Annotated in this window: 16 protein-coding genes; 9 read left to right on the top strand and 7 right to left on the bottom strand. The window is 67.7% G+C overall.

The genetic code is table 11. The features are described 5' to 3' along the window. Nucleotides 1-270: tyrosine-type recombinase/integrase (locus Q0316_RS07975; RefSeq protein WP_298671129.1), on the top strand; the 270-nt coding region annotated here is incomplete at its 5' end. A 294-nt stretch (nucleotides 271-564) separates the two neighbouring features. Here Q0316_RS07975 and gshB read toward each other — a convergent pair. From gshB to rsmI, 3 genes are all read right to left on the bottom strand, one after another. Further along, nucleotides 565-1515 (bottom strand): glutathione synthase, encoded by a 951-nt coding sequence (gene gshB / locus Q0316_RS07970; protein WP_298671128.1) that lies wholly within the window; start codon nucleotides 1513-1515, stop codon nucleotides 565-567. A gap of 180 nt (nucleotides 1516-1695) precedes the next feature. Further along, entirely contained in the window at nucleotides 1696-2052 is a 357-nt protein-coding gene (locus Q0316_RS07965) for a YraN family protein (protein WP_298671126.1), read from the bottom strand. Continuing rightward, nucleotides 2049-2891, bottom strand: coding sequence for a 16S rRNA (cytidine(1402)-2'-O)-methyltransferase (gene rsmI / locus Q0316_RS07960; protein ID WP_298671124.1), 843 nt, complete (start codon nucleotides 2889-2891; stop codon nucleotides 2049-2051). The genes Q0316_RS07965 and rsmI overlap by 4 nt, the downstream gene beginning before the upstream one ends. On the opposite strand from rsmI, the gene Q0316_RS07955 reads away from it, so the two are divergent. Beyond that, a complete protein-coding gene (locus Q0316_RS07955) occupies nucleotides 2890-4080 on the top strand; it encodes a penicillin-binding protein activator (protein WP_298671122.1) in 1191 nt (396 codons plus the stop codon). The two genes, rsmI and Q0316_RS07955, sit on opposite strands and share 2 nt — an antisense overlap. Nucleotides 4081-4323: 243 nt before the next feature. On the opposite strand, the gene hemW is transcribed toward Q0316_RS07955, so the two are convergent. Next, nucleotides 4324-5475, bottom strand: a complete 1152-nt coding sequence (hemW, locus tag Q0316_RS07950) for a radical SAM family heme chaperone HemW (RefSeq protein ID WP_298671120.1) — start codon at nucleotides 5473-5475, stop codon at nucleotides 4324-4326. A gap of 18 nt (nucleotides 5476-5493) precedes the next feature. On the opposite strand from hemW, the gene Q0316_RS07945 reads away from it, so the two are divergent. The 6 genes from Q0316_RS07945 to pdeM all read left to right on the top strand — a co-directional run bounded on the left by Q0316_RS07945 (nucleotide 5494) and on the right by pdeM (nucleotide 12807). Next, complete coding sequence (locus Q0316_RS07945) at nucleotides 5494-6063, top strand: CAP domain-containing protein (protein WP_298671119.1); 570 nt, start codon at nucleotides 5494-5496, stop codon at nucleotides 6061-6063. 50 nt (nucleotides 6064-6113) lie between these two features. Next, entirely contained in the window at nucleotides 6114-7034 is a 921-nt protein-coding gene (locus tag Q0316_RS07940; protein ID WP_298671117.1) for a helix-turn-helix domain-containing protein, read from the top strand. Between the two features lie 154 nt (nucleotides 7035-7188). Further along, nucleotides 7189-9606, top strand: coding sequence for a ligase-associated DNA damage response DEXH box helicase (locus Q0316_RS07935; protein ID WP_298671115.1), 2418 nt, complete (start codon nucleotides 7189-7191; stop codon nucleotides 9604-9606). A 42-nt stretch (nucleotides 9607-9648) separates the two neighbouring features. Then, nucleotides 9649-10587: an aspartyl protease family protein gene (locus Q0316_RS07930; protein WP_298671113.1), complete on the top strand. Its 939-nt coding sequence runs from the start codon at nucleotides 9649-9651 to the stop codon at nucleotides 10585-10587. 62 nt (nucleotides 10588-10649) lie between these two features. Beyond that, entirely contained in the window at nucleotides 10650-12047 is a 1398-nt protein-coding gene (locus tag Q0316_RS07925; RefSeq protein ID WP_298671112.1) for a M20/M25/M40 family metallo-hydrolase, read from the top strand. A 97-nt stretch (nucleotides 12048-12144) separates the two neighbouring features. After that, complete coding sequence (gene pdeM / locus Q0316_RS07920; RefSeq protein WP_298671110.1) at nucleotides 12145-12807, top strand: ligase-associated DNA damage response endonuclease PdeM; 663 nt, start codon at nucleotides 12145-12147, stop codon at nucleotides 12805-12807. 7 nt (nucleotides 12808-12814) lie between these two features. Here pdeM and Q0316_RS07915 read toward each other — a convergent pair whose 3' ends face one another. Next, a complete protein-coding gene (locus tag Q0316_RS07915; protein WP_298671109.1) occupies nucleotides 12815-14029 on the bottom strand; it encodes a UbiH/UbiF/VisC/COQ6 family ubiquinone biosynthesis hydroxylase in 1215 nt (404 codons plus the stop codon). A 119-nt stretch (nucleotides 14030-14148) separates the two neighbouring features. Between Q0316_RS07915 and Q0316_RS07910 the strand changes: the two genes are divergently transcribed. Next, complete coding sequence (locus tag Q0316_RS07910) at nucleotides 14149-16422, top strand: DNA translocase FtsK (RefSeq protein WP_298671107.1); 2274 nt, start codon at nucleotides 14149-14151, stop codon at nucleotides 16420-16422. An 8-nt stretch (nucleotides 16423-16430) separates the two neighbouring features. Here the strand turns inward: Q0316_RS07910 and Q0316_RS07905 are convergent, their stop codons facing one another. Together Q0316_RS07905 and Q0316_RS07900 are read right to left on the bottom strand one after the other, a co-directional pair. Then, nucleotides 16431-17132, bottom strand: a complete 702-nt coding sequence (locus tag Q0316_RS07905) for a dienelactone hydrolase family protein (RefSeq protein ID WP_298671105.1) — start codon at nucleotides 17130-17132, stop codon at nucleotides 16431-16433. Between the two features lie 2 nt (nucleotides 17133-17134). Continuing rightward, nucleotides 17135-17587, bottom strand: coding sequence for a methylated-DNA--[protein]-cysteine S-methyltransferase (locus tag Q0316_RS07900; RefSeq protein ID WP_298671103.1), 453 nt, complete (start codon nucleotides 17585-17587; stop codon nucleotides 17135-17137). Between the last annotated feature and the right edge of the window lie 23 nt (nucleotides 17588-17610).

Raw genomic sequence — 17610 nt, 5'->3', positions numbered from 1 at the left:
GTCGTCCGCGTCGCGGTGCGCGCGGCGCGCGGGCGGCTCGGGCTGTCGGAACGCACCACGCCGCACGCGCTGCGCCACAGCTTCGCGACGCATCTGCTCGGGCGCGGCGCCGATCTGCGCGCGCTGCAGGAGCTGCTCGGCCACGCGAGCCTAAGTTCGACGCAGGTTTATACCGCCGTGGATGCCGCGCATCTGCTCGATGTGTACCGGAATGCGCACCCACGGGCGGACGCAGGCCTGGTCGTTAACGACCGGGCCGATGCGCCCTAGGCGCAGCGTCCGCCCCGGCCGGCGGGCGTCCCGCGCCCGTCCGACGGCGCGGCTTCGCCGCGGCGGGCCAAGGCTCCGCCGTCATTCCCGCGAAGGCGGGAATCCAGATGCGCTATCGCGGCGACTCTATCGCCAGGGCCAGTATGAATGGATTCCCGCCTTCGCGGGAATGACGGTGAAGGGGCGTGGCGGTCTGGCGGTGGCCCGACGCGGCCAAGCCCGTGTCGTCGGACGGGTTCGCTCGCGCGACCCGCCGTCCGGATCGAGCGCCGCGATCGAGCACCAGCTCGCGCTTCAGCGGGCGAGCCTGCGCTCGATCGCGTCCCAGATCATCGCGCTCACGTCCGTCCCGTCGAATCGCTCGATCGCGACGATCCCGGTCGGCGAGGTGACGTTGATCTCGGTCAGCCATTCGCCGCCGATCACGTCGATGCCGACGAAGATCAGCCCGCGCTTCTTCAGCTCCGGCCCGAGCGCGGCGCAGATCTCGCGCTCGCGCGGTGTCAGTTCGGTCCGCGCCGCGGTGCCCCCGGCGGCAAGGTTCGAGCGGAACTCGCCCGCGCCCGGCAGCCGGTTGATCGCGCCCGCGACTTCGCCATCGACCAGCACGATCCGCTTGTCGCCCCCCGAAACCGCCGGGAGGAACGCCTGCACGATGAACGGCTCGCGCCAGCTTTGCCCGAACAATTCGACCAATGCGGCGAGATTGCCCGCGTCGCGCCCGATGCGGAACACCGCCGATCCGGCGAAGCCATGGACCGGCTTGATGACGATCTCGCCATGTTCGGCAAGGAAGGCGCGCGCCTCATCCAGGCTGCGCGTCACCAGCGTCGGCGGCATGAATTGCGGATAATCGAGCACGAACAGCTTTTCGGGCGCATTGCGCACGCTCGCCGGATCGTTGACCACCAAGGTGCGCCCGGCGATCCGATCGAGCAGATGCGTCGCGGTGATATAGCCAAGGTCGAACGGCGGATCCTGCCGCATCAGCACCACATCCGCCTCCTCCCCCAGATCGAGCCGCACAGGCTCGCCGAAGCGGAAATGATCGCCCACCACGCGCTGCACCGTCACCGGGCGGGCGCGCGTCCACAAATGCCCGTCGGACCAGTTGAGATCGCCCGGCGCATAATGAAACACACGGTGCCCGCGCGCCTGCGCGGCGAGCATCAGCGCGAAGCTCGAATCGCCCGCGATATTGATCGTTTCAATGGGGTCCATCTGGACGGCGACGGTGAGGGTCATGCGATTATCCCAATGAGCTGCGGGCGAAGGGCGATGTAGGCAGTCTGATCCTCTGCGTCACCCCGCATGGCGCCCCGCCGCGGGCGAAGCCCGCGTCGTCGGACGGGTTCGCTGGCGCGATCCGCCGGCCGGGCTGGGCGGTCTCGCGGATAGCCTTGCTATCCGCGTGCCGCCTGCGCCTCACCCGATCCACGCATTCTCGATATGCCGTGGCCGTTGCCCCGGCGCGAGGAGGATCACGTCGACGCGGATATCCTCGCCATCGGTGGCATAGGCCGGCATCAGATATTCCGCCGCCGCCGCCACCCGCGCCAGCCGCCGTGCGTCGATCGCGAAATCGAGATCGGCGGCGTGCGCCCGCATCTTCACCTCAACGAAGGCGACAAGGCCCGCGCGCTTCGCCACCAGATCGACCTCCCCCGCCGGGGTGCGCACGCGCCGCGCCACCACTTTCCAGCCCTTGAGGCGAAGCCACCACGCCGCCAGCCGCTCCCCACGCCGCCCGGCGGCCTCGGCGGCGGCGCGCGTGTCGCTCACCCTTTAAGCTCCATCGCCCGCGCATAAAGCGCCTTGCGATCCAGCCCGAGCCGCTTCGCCACTTCCCCCGCCGCCTTCGATACCGGCAGGCGGGTCAGCGCCTCGGCCAGCGCGGCATCGGCATCTTCGGCGCTCGCGGGCGGCGCCTCGCCCGGCGGGCCGACGACGATGACGATCTCGCCCTTGGGCGGGGCATCGGCATAACGCGCGGCGAGCGTGGCGAGCGTGCCCGTCACCGCTTCCTCGAATTTCTTGGTGATCTCGCGCGTCACCGCCGCCTCGCGATCGCCCAATCCGTCGGCCAGCGCGGCGAGCGTCGCGGCGAGGCGCGGCCCGCTTTCGTAGAACACCAAGGTCGCGCGGATCGCCGCCACCTCCGCGATCGCCGCCGCCTTCGCGCCCTGTTTGGCGGGGAGGAAGCCCATGAACAGGAAGCGATCGGTCGGCAGCCCGGCCAGCGTCAGCGCGGCGATCGCGGCGCACGGGCCGGGGATCGTCACCACCTGATGCCCCGCCGCGCGCGCATCGCGCACCAATTTGTATCCCGGATCGGAAATCAACGGCGTCCCCGCGTCGGAAACCAGCGCGATCGCCTCGCGCCCCATCCGCGCGATCAGCGCGGGGCGCACCGCATCGGCATTGTGATCGTGATAGGCCTGCATCGGGCGCTTCGCCGCGATATGGCGCAACAGCGTGGCGGTGACGCGGGTATCCTCCACCGCGATCAGATCGGCCTGCGCCAGCACCTGCGCGGCGCGCGGGGATAGGTCAGCAAGATTGCCGATCGGGGTCGCGACGATGTAGAGGCCGGGGGATAGTGAATTCACGAGGGGTTTCATGGCAGAAGCGATGACCATGCCGCAACGGGCACGCGGCATATTCCGCGTGGCGGCGATTGCCGGCGCGCTGCTGCTCGGCGCGTGCCAGACGGTGGTGCCGCGCGGCCCCGCCCCGCCGCCGGTGCAAAAGGCCCCGCCGCCGCCTGCCGAAACCGAGGTGCAGGCCGGGCTTCCGCATGACACCGCGCGCAATCGCGTCGCGCTGCTCGTGCCGCTCACCGGCACCAACGCGGGCGTGGGCAAGAGCCTTGCCAACGCCACCCAGCTCGCCCTGCTCGATTCGCGCAACGACAAGGTGCGGATCACCAGTTACGATACCGCGACCGGCGCCGCCAATGCCGCCAGGCGCGCGATCGCCGATGGCGCGCAGCTCATCCTCGGCCCGCTGCTGGCGGAGGATGTGCGCGCGATCACCCCGATCGCGCGCGCGGCGAAAATCCCCGTGCTGTCCTATTCCAACGATGTCTCGGTGGCGGGCGATGGCGTCTATCTGATGGGCTATACACCGGGCCAGTCGATCGAGCGCGTCGTCGCTTATGCGCGCAGCCGCGGCGTCACCAATTTCGGCGGGCTGATCCCCAATTCGCTTTACGGCACGCGCGCTTCCACCACCTTCCTGCGCGCGGTGGAGAGCAGCGGCGGCAAGGTGCTCTCGCTGCAAACCTATGATCGCTCGGGCGCGGCGATGACGGCGGCGGTGGGGCGGATGGCGAAGGATGCGCCGTTCGATGCGGTGCTGATCGCCGACAGCGGCAACGCCGCCGCCGCCGGTGCGCCGCTGGTGCGCCGGCAAAGCCCGTCGGTGCGCATCCTCGGCACCGAATTGTGGAATTCCGACAATGGCCTCGCCGGGCGCGGCGGGCTGGATGGCGCGTGGTTCGCCAGCGTGTCGAACGGGCTGTATCGCCAATATGCCACCAAATATCGCGCGCGCTTCGGCACCGCGCCGTATCGCCTGTCGAGCCTTGGCTATGATTCGGTGCTGCTCACGGTGCGGATCGCGCGGGATTGGCGGATCGGCGCGCCCTTCCCCGAAGCGCGGCTGCGCTCGGGCGAGGGCTATGCCGGGATCGACGGCGCCTTCCGCTTCGGGCGCGATGGCGTGGCGGATCGCGCGCTTGAGGTGCAGGAGATCAAGGACGGCGGCACGATCGTCGTCTCGCCCGCGCCCACCGGCTTCGACAAATAAGCGCACCGATCCGCGCCACCCGCTTCCTCTGGCCTAGGGCCGGTGCCGCCGGGCGGGGCAGGCACCGCGTCTGCGGCGCGCGGCACAAGGCCGGGGGCAATTCGCCCGACCCCTGGGGCCGGTCGCGTTCGGGCCGGATCGCGCCGAAAGCGGTGGCTTCTCGCGGCCCCGGTTCGCGACACATCAGAAACACGAAAAGCCGCCATTTGCGGGCTGGCACGGGTCCAATGGCGAGGCGCGCGCTCAGGCCTCCCCCGCGCGCACGATCGCGGGCAGGATCGCGTCGAGCAGCAACATGCCCGCCGGCAGCACGGCCAGCCGGTCGCCCTCATGCGCCACCATCCCCGCCAGCCGCGCCACCGCGTCCAGATCGACCAGTTCCGCGATCGGTCGCCCGCCCAGCCGCGCGATGCGGGCGAGGTCCACCCCTTCCGCCAGCCGCAGCCCCATCAGCAGCGCCTCCTGCGCCTGGATCGCGGGGGGGAGCGCCTCCTCCTGTTCGATGCCATGGCCGTTGCGCGCGATCGCGGTGAGCCAGTTCTCGGGCTTGCGCCGCCGCTGCGTCGCGGTGCCCAGTCGCCGCCCGTGCGCGCCCGGCCCGATTCCCGCGTAATCGCGATAGCGCCAGTAAGCGAGATTGTGGCGGCTCTCAGCCCCGGCGCGCGCGTGGTTCGAGATTTCGTAAGGGGGCTGCCCGGCGGCGGAGGTCAGCGCGCGGGTGAGGTCATAAAGGTCCGCCGCCGCATCGCCATCGGGGATCGTCAGCCGCCCTGCCGCCGCTTCGGTCGCGAAGCGCGTCCCCGGCTCGATCGTGAGCTGATAGAGCGAGAGATGCTCGGTGCCGAAGGCGAGCGCACGGGCCAGTTCGCGCGCCCATTCGTCCATCCCCTGCCCCGGCCGGGCATAGATCAGATCGAAGCTCACCCGCGCGAACGCGCGCTGCGCGGTATCGAGTGCGTTGAGGCCTTCGTCCACGTCATGCGCCCGTCCGAGGAAACGCAGCGCCGCATCATCGAGCGCCTGCAGCCCGAGCGAGACGCGATTGACCCCGGCGCGCGCGATATCGCCGAACCGCGCCGCCTCCACCGATGAGGGGTTCGCCTCCAGCGTGATCTCCGCGTCGGCCTCCAGCCCCCATGCCGCGTCCGCCGCGTCGATCACCGCCGCCACCGTTTCGGGCGGCATCAGCGATGGCGTGCCCCCGCCGAAGAAGATCGAGCTGACGCGCCGCCCCGGCAATGCCGCCGCCTCATGCGCGAGATCGGCGAGCAGCGCCGCGCGCCATGCCGCCTGATCCACGCGTGCGCGGACATGGCTGTTGAAATCGCAATAAGGGCATTTGGAAACGCAGAACGGCCAGTGGACGTAAAGCGCGAGGGAGTTGTCGTCGGCCATGCGCGGGGCGATATGGCGATGATGCCAGCCAAAGGCCACCTTTTCGCGCTCCCCCTGCTGCTCGCCCTCGCGCTCGCCGCCTGCGATCATCGCCCGCCGCGCATCGTGGAGCCGCGCATTTCCGACGTTCCCGCCGAGCGCGGGCCGGCGCTGCTCAAATCCGTGATGCTGGGCGGGCACAATCGGGAACGCGCCGCGCTTCGCCTGCCGCCATTGGTGTGGGACGACGATCTCGCCGCCGCCGCGCGCGGCTATGCCAATGAAATGGCGGCCACCGGGCGCTTCGCCCATGCCGAACAGCCGCAGGGGCCGGGGCGGCAGGGCGAGAATCTGTGGACCGGCACGCGCGCGGCCTATCGCTATGACGAGATGCTCGGCCATTGGCTGGGCGAGCGCCGTTACTACGTCAACGCCGCCACCCCCGGCTTCAGCACCACCGGGCGCTGGCAGGACGCATCGCACTACAGCCAGATCGTCTGGCGCGGGACACGCCGGATCGGCTGCGCCATGGCGTCAAACCGCCGCGATGATTTCCTCGCCTGCCGCTATTGGCCGCCCGGCAATGTGGTGGGGCAGACGGCTTATTGAGCGCGCGCACCCGATTGCCGCACACGGGAAAAAAGCATAGTGATTGAAGCATGGGTCGCAACCCGCGCACCGCCACTTCGCATGACGGGCATCCGCTGTTGCTCAGCCGGACCCCGCCCGCCGATCTCGCCCGGTTCGTCGCGCGGTTTTTCCTGCTCATCATCGAGCGCGCGGACGATTCGCCATTCGAAAGCTTCCTGCTCCAGGAAACCGGCTATATCCGCGTGCCGGTGGTCGGCCGGTGGGAAAGCCAGGCCGGCGGCCAATGGACCCCGTGCGAAGGCCCGCTGATCTTCGGGGCGCAGCGCCGGTGTTTGCCGGTGCGCTGCACCGGCCCGATCATCGTCGCGGGCTTCGCGATGCGCCCGGCGGCATGGTTCGCCTTTTCGGACGTGCCCGCGCATTGCGTCGCGGATCGGCTCGATCCGATCGACGGCGCCTGGGGCGAGGCGCTGCGCTGGGCGTGCGAGGACATTTACCAGACCGAGCAGACATTCGCGCGGCTCGAACAGGTGGTGCGCGATCGCATCCGTGAACGCGCGGTGACGATCGACCCCGCGCTTGAGCGGTTCGAGGCGATCAGCCGGCTCGATCCGTCTCGCGCGGTCAACGATATCGCGTGCGAACTGGGGATGCTCCCGCGCCGGCTCGATCGCCACGTCCGCGCGCATTTCGGCCACCCGCCCAAGACGATCCTGCGCCGTGGCCGCTTTCTCGACATGGCCGCGATGCTGCGCGGCCTGTGCCCGGCGGCGGACGGCGAACAGGCGCTGCTGCGCTTCTACGACGCCTCGCATCTCAACCGCGAGTTCCGCACGTTCCTCGATATGCCGCCCAGCCGCTTTCGCGACACCCCGACGATGCTGTTCACGCTGGGGCTGGAGGTGCGCGAACAACGCAAGCACGCCGAGCGCGCCGCGGGCCATGCGCTGCCGTGGATGCCATTGGAGGCGCCACGCGCGGCGGAGTGAGCGCCGCGCCGCAGGCCACCCCGTTTCAGGCGTAGCGAAGCGCCGTCCGCCGCCGCCGATATCGCATCCCCGCGCCGATCATGCCGAACCTCGCCCAACCGCTTCGCCCTCCCCTCTGGCGCTCGCTGTCCGGTCGGCGCCATATTGCGGCTTCGTGGTCGATTCCCCCGCCCTCCCCGCCCCGCTCGCCTTATGGTTCGCCCGTCGTGGCTGGGCGCCGCGCCGGCATCAGCGCGCGATGCTGGCGGCGGCGCGCGCCGGGCGCCATGCGCTGCTCGTCGCGGCGACCGGCGCGGGCAAGACGCTCGCGGGGTTCCTGCCGACGCTCGCCGAGCTGATCGAGCATCCGGCGGACGGGCTGCACACGCTCTATGTCTCCCCGCTGAAGGCGCTCGCGGTCGATATCCAGCGTAATCTCATGACGCCAATCGACGAAATGGGGCTGGATATCCGCGTCGAAACGCGCACCGGGGATACGCCGTCGGATCGCAAGGCGCGGCAGCGCGTGCGCCCGCCGCAAATTCTGCTGACGACGCCCGAATCGCTCTCGCTCCTGCTCTCCTATCCAGACAGTTTCCTGATGTTCGCCGGGCTGAAGACGATCGTGATCGACGAGGTTCACGCCTTCGCCAGCGGCAAGCGCGGCGATCTGCTCGCGCTGGCGATGGCGCGGCTGCAACGGATCGCGCCCGATTGCCGCCGCGTCGCGCTCTCCGCCACGGTGGCGGCGCCGGATGATTATCGCGCGTGGCTCGCCCCCGATGGCGATATCGGCGCGGTGGCGCTGGTGAAGGGCGATATGGGCGCCGATCCCGATATCGCGATCCTGCTGCCCGAGGATGAGGTGCCATGGGCGGGGCATTCGGGCCGCTATGCCGCGCGGCAGGTGATGGCCGAGATCGAAACGCACCGCACCACGATCGTCTTCTGCAACACGCGCAGCCTCGCCGAACTCATCTTTCAGGATCTGTGGAAGGAAAATGCGCTCCGGCTGCCGATCGGCATCCACCACGGCAGCCTTGAGAAAGAGGCGCGCGCGAAGGTGGAGGGGGCGATGGCCGCCGGGCGGCTGCGCGCGCTCGTCGCCACCGCCAGCCTCGATCTCGGGGTCGATTGGGGCGATGTCGATTGCGTGATCCAGATGGGGGCGCCCAAGGGCTCGTCGCGGCTGCTCCAGCGGATCGGGCGCAGCAACCACCGGCTCGATGAGCCGTCGGAGGCGATCATCGTTCCGGGCAATCGCTTCGAATATCTTGAGGCGCGCGCCGCGATCGACGCGGTGGCGGCGGGGGAACTGGATGGCGAGCCGTTCCGCGCGGGTGGGCTCGACGTGCTGGCGCAGCATATCATGGCCTGCGCCTGCGCCGCGCCGTTCGATGAGGCGGCGTTGCTCGATGAGGTGCGCTCGGCATTGCCCTATGCCGCGCTCGATGCCGACGCCTTCGCGCGGGTGATCGCGTTCGTCAGCGATGGCGGCTATGCGCTGCGCGCTTATGATCGTTTCCGCCGGCTGGCGAAGGAGCCGGGCGGGCGCTGGCGGGTCGCGCATCCGAAATTCGTCGCGCAGCATCGCCTGAACGCCGGGATCATCGTCGAGGCGACGATGCTCAGCGTGCGATTCAGGAACGGGCGCGCGCTCGGGCGGGTGGAGGAAGGGTTCGCCGCCACGCTCTCGCCGGGGGATACGTTCTTCTTCGCGGGGTTGAGCCTTGAGGTGGAGAAGATCGAGGGCGAGGATCTCGTCGTGCGCGCCACCGCGCGGCCCGCGCGCATCCCCACTTACGGGGGCAGCCGGATGCCATTGTCCACGAACCTCGCTGAACGGGTCCGTGCGCTGCTCGCGACGCGCGATGAATGGCACCGTTTCCCTGAAGATGTTCGGACGTGGCTCGAAATCCAAGCCCGCCGCTCCGCGCTTCCCCGCCCCGATCAGCTCCTCGTCGAAACCTTCCCGCATGAAGGGCGGCATTATCTGGTCGCTTATGGTTTCGAAGGGTGGAACGCGCACCAGTCGCTTGGGATGCTCGTCACGCGGCGGATGGAGAGCGCGGGGCTTAAGCCATTGGGATTCGTGGCTTCCGATTATGCGCTGGCGTGCTATTCGCTCGATCCGGTCGCCGATCCGGCGGCGCTGTTCTCGCCCGATATCCTCGAACATGAATTCGCCGAATGGGTCTCGCGATCGCACATGCTGAAGCGCGCCTTCCGCGAAGTCGCGGTGATCGGCGGGCTGGTCGAGCGCCAGCATCCCGGCAAGCGAAAGACCGGAAAACAGGTAACTTTTTCCACAGACCTGATCTACGACGTGCTCCGCCGCTACGAGCCGGAACATGTCCTGCTGGAAGCCGCCTGGGCCGACGCCCGCACCCGAATGTCCGATATAGGCCGCCTCGCCGCACTCCTAAATCGCACCCCCACCACGATGCTCCATGTCCAATTGCCCCACGTCTCCCCCCTCGCCGTACCAGTGCTCGTGCTGATCGGACGCGAACTGGTGGCGACGGGCCATGCCGACGACGCGCTGCTGCTGGAGGCGGAAACGCTTGCGCGGGATGCGATGCGGATCGCGTGAATTCGCTTGCGAAAGGCCCGAATCGGGCGCACCCTCCCTCTTATGAAACGCATGTTCGCCATGCCGTTCCTGCTGCTCCTCGCGGCGCAATCCCCGGTGCAGCAGCCGGCTCCCGCCACCCCCCCGGCGGAAACGGTTCCGCCGCTGGGCGATCTGCTCAGCTTTGGCGCGAACGGGGAACGCATGACGGTTCCCGTCCATATCGCCGGCGCCGGCCCGTATCGCTTCATCATCGACACCGGGGCGCAGCGCACCGTGGTCAGCCGCGAACTTGCGGGCCTCCTGCGGCTTACCGCCGGGCCGATCGTGCGCGTTACGGCGATGACCGGGGTGAGCGAGGTTTCCACCGTCGTCATCCCTTCGATCACGGTCGGCGCGCTGGGCGGCGAACGGATCGAGGCCCCCGCGCTCGAAGGGCGGTTCCTTGGCGCGCCCGGAATGCTCGGGATCGATTCGCTGCAGGGACACACGCTCGCGATTGATTTCGACAAACAGTCGATGGTCGTCTCGCCTGCGCGGCGACGCCCTTCGTTCGAATCGCGCGACCCCGATGAGATCGTCGTCCGGGCACGTAGCCTGCTGGGGCAGCTTGTCGTGACCGAGGCCGCCGTCGGGAGGGAACGTGTGCGCGTAATCATTGATACCGGATCGGCGGTGACGATGGGCAATCATGCGCTGCAACGCGCCGTGATGCGCCATGGAAAGCAGGGCATTCCGATCACGCTGACCGGCGTGACGGGCGAGACGCTGACGGTGAATTATACCGCGCTCAACACGATCAAGCTCGGCTCCATGACGATCAACGACATGCCGATCGCTTATGCCGAGAATGACGCGCCGCCGTTCAAGGCGTTCGGGCTGGATAAGCGCCCGGCGCTGATGCTGGGCATGGACGCGCTCAGGCTGTTCCGGCGGATTGATATCGACTTCGCCAACCGCGAGGTGCGTTTCATCATGCCGCGTAACGCGCAGCCGAGTTGAAACAGTTGCGCGACGCAACTTTCGCTGCAACGATCGGCTTCTGATCGTTGTGGAGAGAATGAATGCGGGCTGTGCTGTTGGCTGGAATCGCGGCGCTGGGTTTTGCCCCGGCTATTGCTGAAGCGCAGGATCGCCCCGATCAGAAGACGTTCTTCTCACTCTACAAGGAACTGGTCGAAACCAACACGGTCGTTGGCGTCGGAAGTTGCACCAAGGCCGCCAGCCAGATCGCGACGCGGCTGAAGGCCGCCGGTTACAGCGATGCCGATATCACCTTGTTCTCGGTTCCCGAGCACCCCGAAGACGGCGGCGTGGTCGCGATCCTCAAGGGATCGGACGCGAAAGCCAAGCCAATGTTGCTGCTCGGCCATATCGACGTTGTCGCCGCCAAGCGTGAGGACTGGAAGCGCGATCCGTTCAAGCTGATCGAAGAAAACGGCTTTTACTACGGGCGCGGCACGGTTGACGACAAGGCGATGTCATCGGTGTGGGCGGATTCGATGATCCGCTTCAAGCAACAGGGTTTTCACCCCAAGCGCACGATCAAGATGGCGCTGACCTGCGGCGAGGAAACCACCTATGCCTTCAACGGCGCGCAATGGCTGACGGACAATCGCCCCGATCTGGTGAGCGGCGAATTCGGGCTCAACGAGGGCGGTGGCGGGCGCTTCGGCGCCAACGGCAAGCCGGAACTGCTCGCGGTGCAGGTCGGCGAGAAAGCGGCGCAGAACTTCACCTTCACCGCCACCAACCCCGGCGGCCACAGCTCCGCGCCGACGCCGGACAACGCGATCTACGAACTCGATGACGCGCTACGCGCGGTGCAGGGTTATGATTTTCCGGTGAAGTTCACCGATACGACCCGCGCCTTCTTCACCGCGACCAAGCAGGCGGTGCCCGCGCCGGTTGCGGATGCGATCACCCGCTTGCTCGCCAACCCCGCGGACAAGCAGGCCGATGCGATCGTCAGCCAGGACAAGCTGCTGCACTCCACGCTGCGCACCACCTGCGTCGCCACATTGGTCAATGCCGGCCATGCCGAGAATGCGCTCCCGCAACGCGCCACCGCCAACGTCAACTGCCGCATTTTCCCCGGCGAGACCGTGGATGGCACGCTCGCCAAGCTGAAGGAACTGGCCGGGCCAAAGGTAACCGTCACCGCCAACCAGCCTATCCGTCCCGTCGCGGTGCCCCCGGTGCTCGATCCGAAGATCGTCGGCCCGATGAAGGCGATCGCGGCGAAATATTTTCCCGGCACGCCGATGCTGCCGATGATGTCGACCGGCGCGACCGACGCTGTATTCTTCGGCAAGATCGGGATGCCGATCTATGGCGCGCCGGGCATCGTCCTCGAACCGGATATGAACGGCATCCACGGGCTGGACGAACGGATTCGCGCATCCGCGCTCTATCAGGGGCGTGATTACCTGTTCGATCTGGTCAAGGCCTATGCCGGCTAGGACGGGAGATGCGGCGGGCCGCCATTTGCGGTCCGCCGGAGCCAGACGTTGATCCACCCCGGTTGATCGCGCCGCCGGCTTGCGGCATTGCGGCGCAATGGTTCCCTTTTCGTTCGCAGGCCATGAGCTGATCGCGCTGCCCGAGGGCGCGCTGTTCTGGCCCGCGCGACAGGCGTTGCTCATCGCGGACCTGCATCTGGAGAAAGCGAGCTTTTTCGCCGGCACCGGCCAGATGCTGCCGCCCTATGATTCGATCGCGACGCTCAGCGATCTCACCGCGCTGGCGAACGCGACCGATGCGCGGGAGATCTGGTGCCTTGGCGACAGCTTCCATGATATCACCGGCAGCGAGCGTCTCCCGGCACCGGCGCAGGGGTTGCTGGCGGCGCTGGTGGCGCGGGTGCGCTGGACATGGATCACCGGCAATCACGATCGCATCTATGCCGATCGCTGCGGTGGCGCGGTGATGGACGAGGCATCGGTTGACGGGCTGATCCTGCGCCACGAAGCCGATCCCGCCGAACAGCGCCCCGAACTTTCAGGCCATTTCCACCCCCGATTGCGCGTCCGGGTACGCGATCGGCTGGTATCGCGGCGCTGTTTCGTCGCGAGCCGGCGCAAGCTGATATTGCCGGCGTTCGGCGCACTGACCGGCGGGCTGGACGCGACCCACCGGGAAATCGCGCGGGCGATGGGCGATGCGGCGGAGGCGCTGGTGCCGCTCGACGATCGCCTGTTGCGCTTTCCGCTCGCGGCGTGAAGCGCTCTTAAACGGTCAGGCCCTGCAACAGCTTGGGGAGCGCCCCGCTCTCGCCGCGGGCTTCGGCCATGAAACGCTCTTTCAGCGGCCCGATGCGATCGACAGCGGATATCCCGAACCGCCGTATCGCGCTCGCCGCACGACCGGGCACGCCAAACAATCGCGTGAGCGTATCGGTCGCGCCCGCCACCATCAGCGTGTCGAGGCCGCGCCAGCGTTGATAGCGATCGAGCAATTGCGCATCGCCCGCCTCCAGCCCAAGCCGCCGGCCTTCGACCAGCACCTCGACCAGCGCGGCGACATCACGGAAGCCGAGATTGAGCCCCTGCCCCGCGATCGGGTGAATGCCATGCGCCGCATCGCCGACCAGCGCGAGCCGTTCGGCGGTGATCGTCGCCGCGTGATGAAAGCCCAGCGGATAGCTCGATCGCGCGCTGGCGGCAGAGAGCGGCCCGAGGAAGCCGCCCATCCGCTTTTCCGCCTCCGCGAGGAAGGCGCGATCCCCGAGCTTCAGCATCGCGGGCGCGTCAGCCCCCTTCACCGTCCAGACGATCGCGGAACGGTGGCCGATCTCGTCATCGACCAGCGGCAGCAGCGCGAAGGGGCCAGCAGGGTAGAAGATTTCATACGCCGTCGCCCCGTGCGACCGCTCGTGATGAAAGGCGGAGATGATCGCGCTGTGATCGTAGCTCCAGCGCGCGACCTCAATGCCCGCCGCCGCGCGAGTTGGCGAATTGCGCCCCTCCGCCGCGACGAGCAGCGACGCGGTAACCGTCTCGCCCGACGATAGTGTCGCGGTAACGCCGCGCGGGCCGCGCTCGACCCGGGTTGCGCGCGTCTTCATCCGCAGATCGACGGTCGATTCGCCCAGCGCCTCACCCAGCGCGAGCCGCAAACGCCGGTTCTCGTACATCGTGCCGAGCGGGCCATCTTCCGGATCCGGGATGAAATCGAGCTTCCCCGGCGCAAGGCCGTCGCTCACCCGGATATGCCGGATCTCGCAGCCATGCCCCGCAAGGCCGTTTGCCACGCCGATCGCCTCCAGCATCCGGTGGCTCGCACTGGCGATGGCGGAGGCGCGCCCGTCGAAGCCGACGGAAAGCGTGATCGTCGGATCGGCGGGATCGACAACGATCGTGCGCAGGCCATGGCGATCCAGCGCCAGCGCCAGCGTCGCGCCAACCAGCCCGCCGCCAAGGATTAGAACATCAGCGTGATCCATCCGCCACGCTCTATCCGCGTTCCGGCGCGCTGCCAATCGCCGCGACTTGACGCGGGACCGAGGCAGGCAGATGATTCCACCGGGCAGATTTCATGAAATCGTTGGGGGATTTTAAGGCAATGGCGAGCCGGGCGGACGCATCGCTGTGGCGCGAGACGGTGAAGGCAGGCGCTGTGCGCAGCGGCGCACTGGTCATCGCGCTCGCCTTGTTGATGGCAACCGTGCTGATGGCGCTGGCGCTGGGAAGCTATTCGCCAGGCGATGCCGCGCTCAACACCGCCGCGGGTGACGGGCTACACAATCTCGCCGGCGCGCCGGGGGCGTGGTTCGCCGATATCGCCCTTACGATATTCGGTCCCGCGGTAGCGTTGCTGCTCCCGATCGCGCCGATCGTCGCGCTGCGGCTGTGGCGCGATCAGCCGGCGGGCGAATGGGGGCGGATGCTGCGCAATGCCGCGCTTGGCGTATCCCTGATGGCGACCGCGCTGGGCTGCGTCGCCAATGGCGCGGTGCCGGCGTTGCCATTTGGCTGGGGCGGCGCGATCGGGCTCGGCATCGTCGCGGCGGCGCGCTGGGCGCTATCTTTCGCGGGCAATCCGGCGATCAGCTATTGGGCGGTGATCGCGCTCGGCATCGTCACAGGGATCGCCGGCGCGGCGCTATGGGGGCGCAGCATCGACATCGCCCTGCCGCGCGCTTGGCGCAGTCGCCGCGAGCGCCCCGCGGCGATCGACGATGAAGATATCCCGCTGGAACTGGTGCGCCGCCCGGTTCCCCCGCGTCCGGTGGCGCAGCCCGATCCGCGCCCCGGCCCGGTAATCAGCGAACGCGCGCTCGCGCCGTCCGCCGCGCGCACCAAATCGCAACAGCAACTCGATCTGCGTGACAATTATGTGCTGCCGCCGCTCGATCTGCTCACGCCCGCGCCGCCATCGCAGAACAACGTGATCGATAAGGCCGGGCTGGAGCGCAACGCGCGGCTGCTCGAAACCGTGCTCGACGATTTCAACGTGCGCGGTGAGATCAAGGAGGTCCGCCCCGGCCCGGTCGTCACCATGTACGAACTGGAGCCCGCGCCCGGCATCAAGGCCACCCGCGTCGTCAGCCTTGCCGACGATATCGCGCGCAACATGTCCGCCGTCTCGGCGCGCGTCGCGACGATTCCGGGGCGCACCGTGATCGGCATCGAACTGCCCAACGCCAAACGCGAAACAGTATCGCTCCACGAACTCGTGGGATCGCAATCATTTGACGATCAATCGGCGCAGCTTCCGGTGATCCTCGGCAAGAATATCGCGGGCGATCCGGTGATCGCCGATCTCGCGCCCATGCCGCACCTGCTCGTCGCGGGCACCACCGGATCGGGCAAGTCGGTCGGGCTCAACGGCATGATCCTGTCGCTGCTTTACCGGCTGACGCCCGATCAGTGCCGCATGATTATGATCGATCCCAAGATGCTGGAATTGTCGATGTACGACGATATCCCGCATCTGCTCTCCCCCGTCGTCACCGATCCGGCAAAGGCGGTCCGCGCGCTCAAATGGGCGGTCGAGCAGATGGAGGATCGCTATCGCCAGATGTCCTCGCTCGGCGTCCGCTCGCTCGGCAGCTTCAACGACAAGGTGCGCGCCGCGCGCGCCAAGGGCACGCCGCTCGGCCGCCGCGTGCAGACCGGGTTCGGCGAGAACGGCCAGCCGGTCTATGAGGAGGAGCAACTCGATTATCAGGTGTTGCCGCAGATCGTCGTGATCGTCGATGAGCTGGCCGATCTGATGATGACCGCGGGCAAGGAGGTCGAGTTCCTCATCCAGCGACTGGCGCAAAAGGCACGCGCCGCCGGTATCCACCTCATCATGGCGACACAGCGCCCGTCGGTCGATGTCATCACCGGCGTTATCAAGGCGAATCTGCCGACCCGCATTTCCTTCCACGTCACCTCGAAGATTGATTCGCGCACCATCCTGGGCGAGCAAGGCGCGGAGCAACTGCTGGGCAAGGGCGATATGCTCTACATGCCCGGCGGCAAGGGCATCGTCCGCGTCCACGGCCCGTTCGTGTCGGATGATGAGGTACGCGCCGTCACCGATCACTGGCGCGCGCAGGGAACGCCCGATTACATCACCTCGGTCACCGAGGAGCCGGAACAGAGCTTCGATCTCGAAGGCGCGCCGACGGGCGAGGATTCGGCGGAAGATCAGCAATATCGCGCCGCGATCCAATTGGTGTGCGAGAGCCAGAAGGCATCGACCTCCTGGCTCCAGCGGCAGTTGCGCATCGGCTACAACAGCGCCGCGCGCCTGATCGAACGGATGGAAAAAGACGGCATCGTCGGCCGCCCGGATCACGTCGGTCGCCGCGAAGTGCTGCGCGACGCCGACGGACATCCTATTTAAGCCATTATTTAAGCAAGATTTTCCTTGAAGAAAGCCGCCGTCCGCTCATCCGCGAGATCGGCGGCTTTCTCGGACCGGCGTTCGCCCATCTCGGTCGCGAAGCCATGATCCTCGCCGGGATAATCGTGGATCGTCACGCGCGGCAGATCGCCCAGCCCTTCGTGCATCCGCTGCTGCGTCGCCTTGTCGACAAAGCCGTCCTCGCCCGCGACGTGGAGCATCACCGGGCGCGCGATCGCGTGTTTCTCGCCAAGCAGCCCGTCGATCCCGACGCCATAATATCCAACCGATGCGTCGATATCGGTGCGGCACGCGGTCATGAATGCGAGCCGCCCGCCGAGGCAATAGCCGACGCAGCCGATCTTGCCGCCATTGCCGAGCAGTTCGCGTGCCTTGCGGATCGTCGCCTCGATATCGCGAATCCCGGCGTCCTGGTTGAATTTCCCGAACAGTTCCAGGCCGCGCTGCAATTCAGCGGGAACGTCGGGGTCAAGCTCGATTCCCGGCTCCATCCGCCAGAACAGGTCCGGCGCGATCGCGAGGTAACCCTGTTCGGCGAGCCGATCGCATTTGCGGCGAATGCCCTTGTTCACACCGAACACTTCCTGAATCACGATGATCGCCGCGCTCGGCGCTCCCGCCGGTTTCGCGACATAGGCGCCAAAGCTCCCATTATGGTCCAGCGTTTCGACGTCGATCATCTCACCCATTTTCAACTCCAGTCACGTTCATGGTTCAGCAGCCAGTTCTTGGTCGAAAGCCCGTCCCCGGCAGAATAATGCCCCGCTCCACCGATGATTCTGTGGCACGGGACGACGATCGGAAACGGATTCCGGCGACAGGCCTGGCCAAGCGCGCGTGCGCTCGATCCGATCGCACGCGCAACCTCGCCATAGCTCGCGGTCTTGCCATAGCCCACCGCCTCGATCGCCGCGCGCAGTACGCCGCCGCGCTGAGTCGACGCGGGCGCGAGCAACAGGTCGAAATCGCGGCGCTCACCGGCGAAATAGGCCTCAAGTTGTTCCGCCGCGGCACGTAGTATATCCGCATTCGCGCGCCGTGGCGCATCATCGACACCGATCGTGATCCCCGTCACGACCTCTGCCCCTTCGATCAGGACATGGCCGACTGGCGTTGCGATAACGGTGGAATCGCGGGCATACATCTCGGCGGGACGCTATCGCGCGA

Source organism: uncultured Sphingomonas sp. (assembly GCF_937871615.1).
GTDB lineage: Bacteria > Pseudomonadota > Alphaproteobacteria > Sphingomonadales > Sphingomonadaceae > Sphingomonas.
Note: the sequence above shows the minus strand (reverse complement) of the source record. Positions and strands in the feature narration are given on the sequence as shown.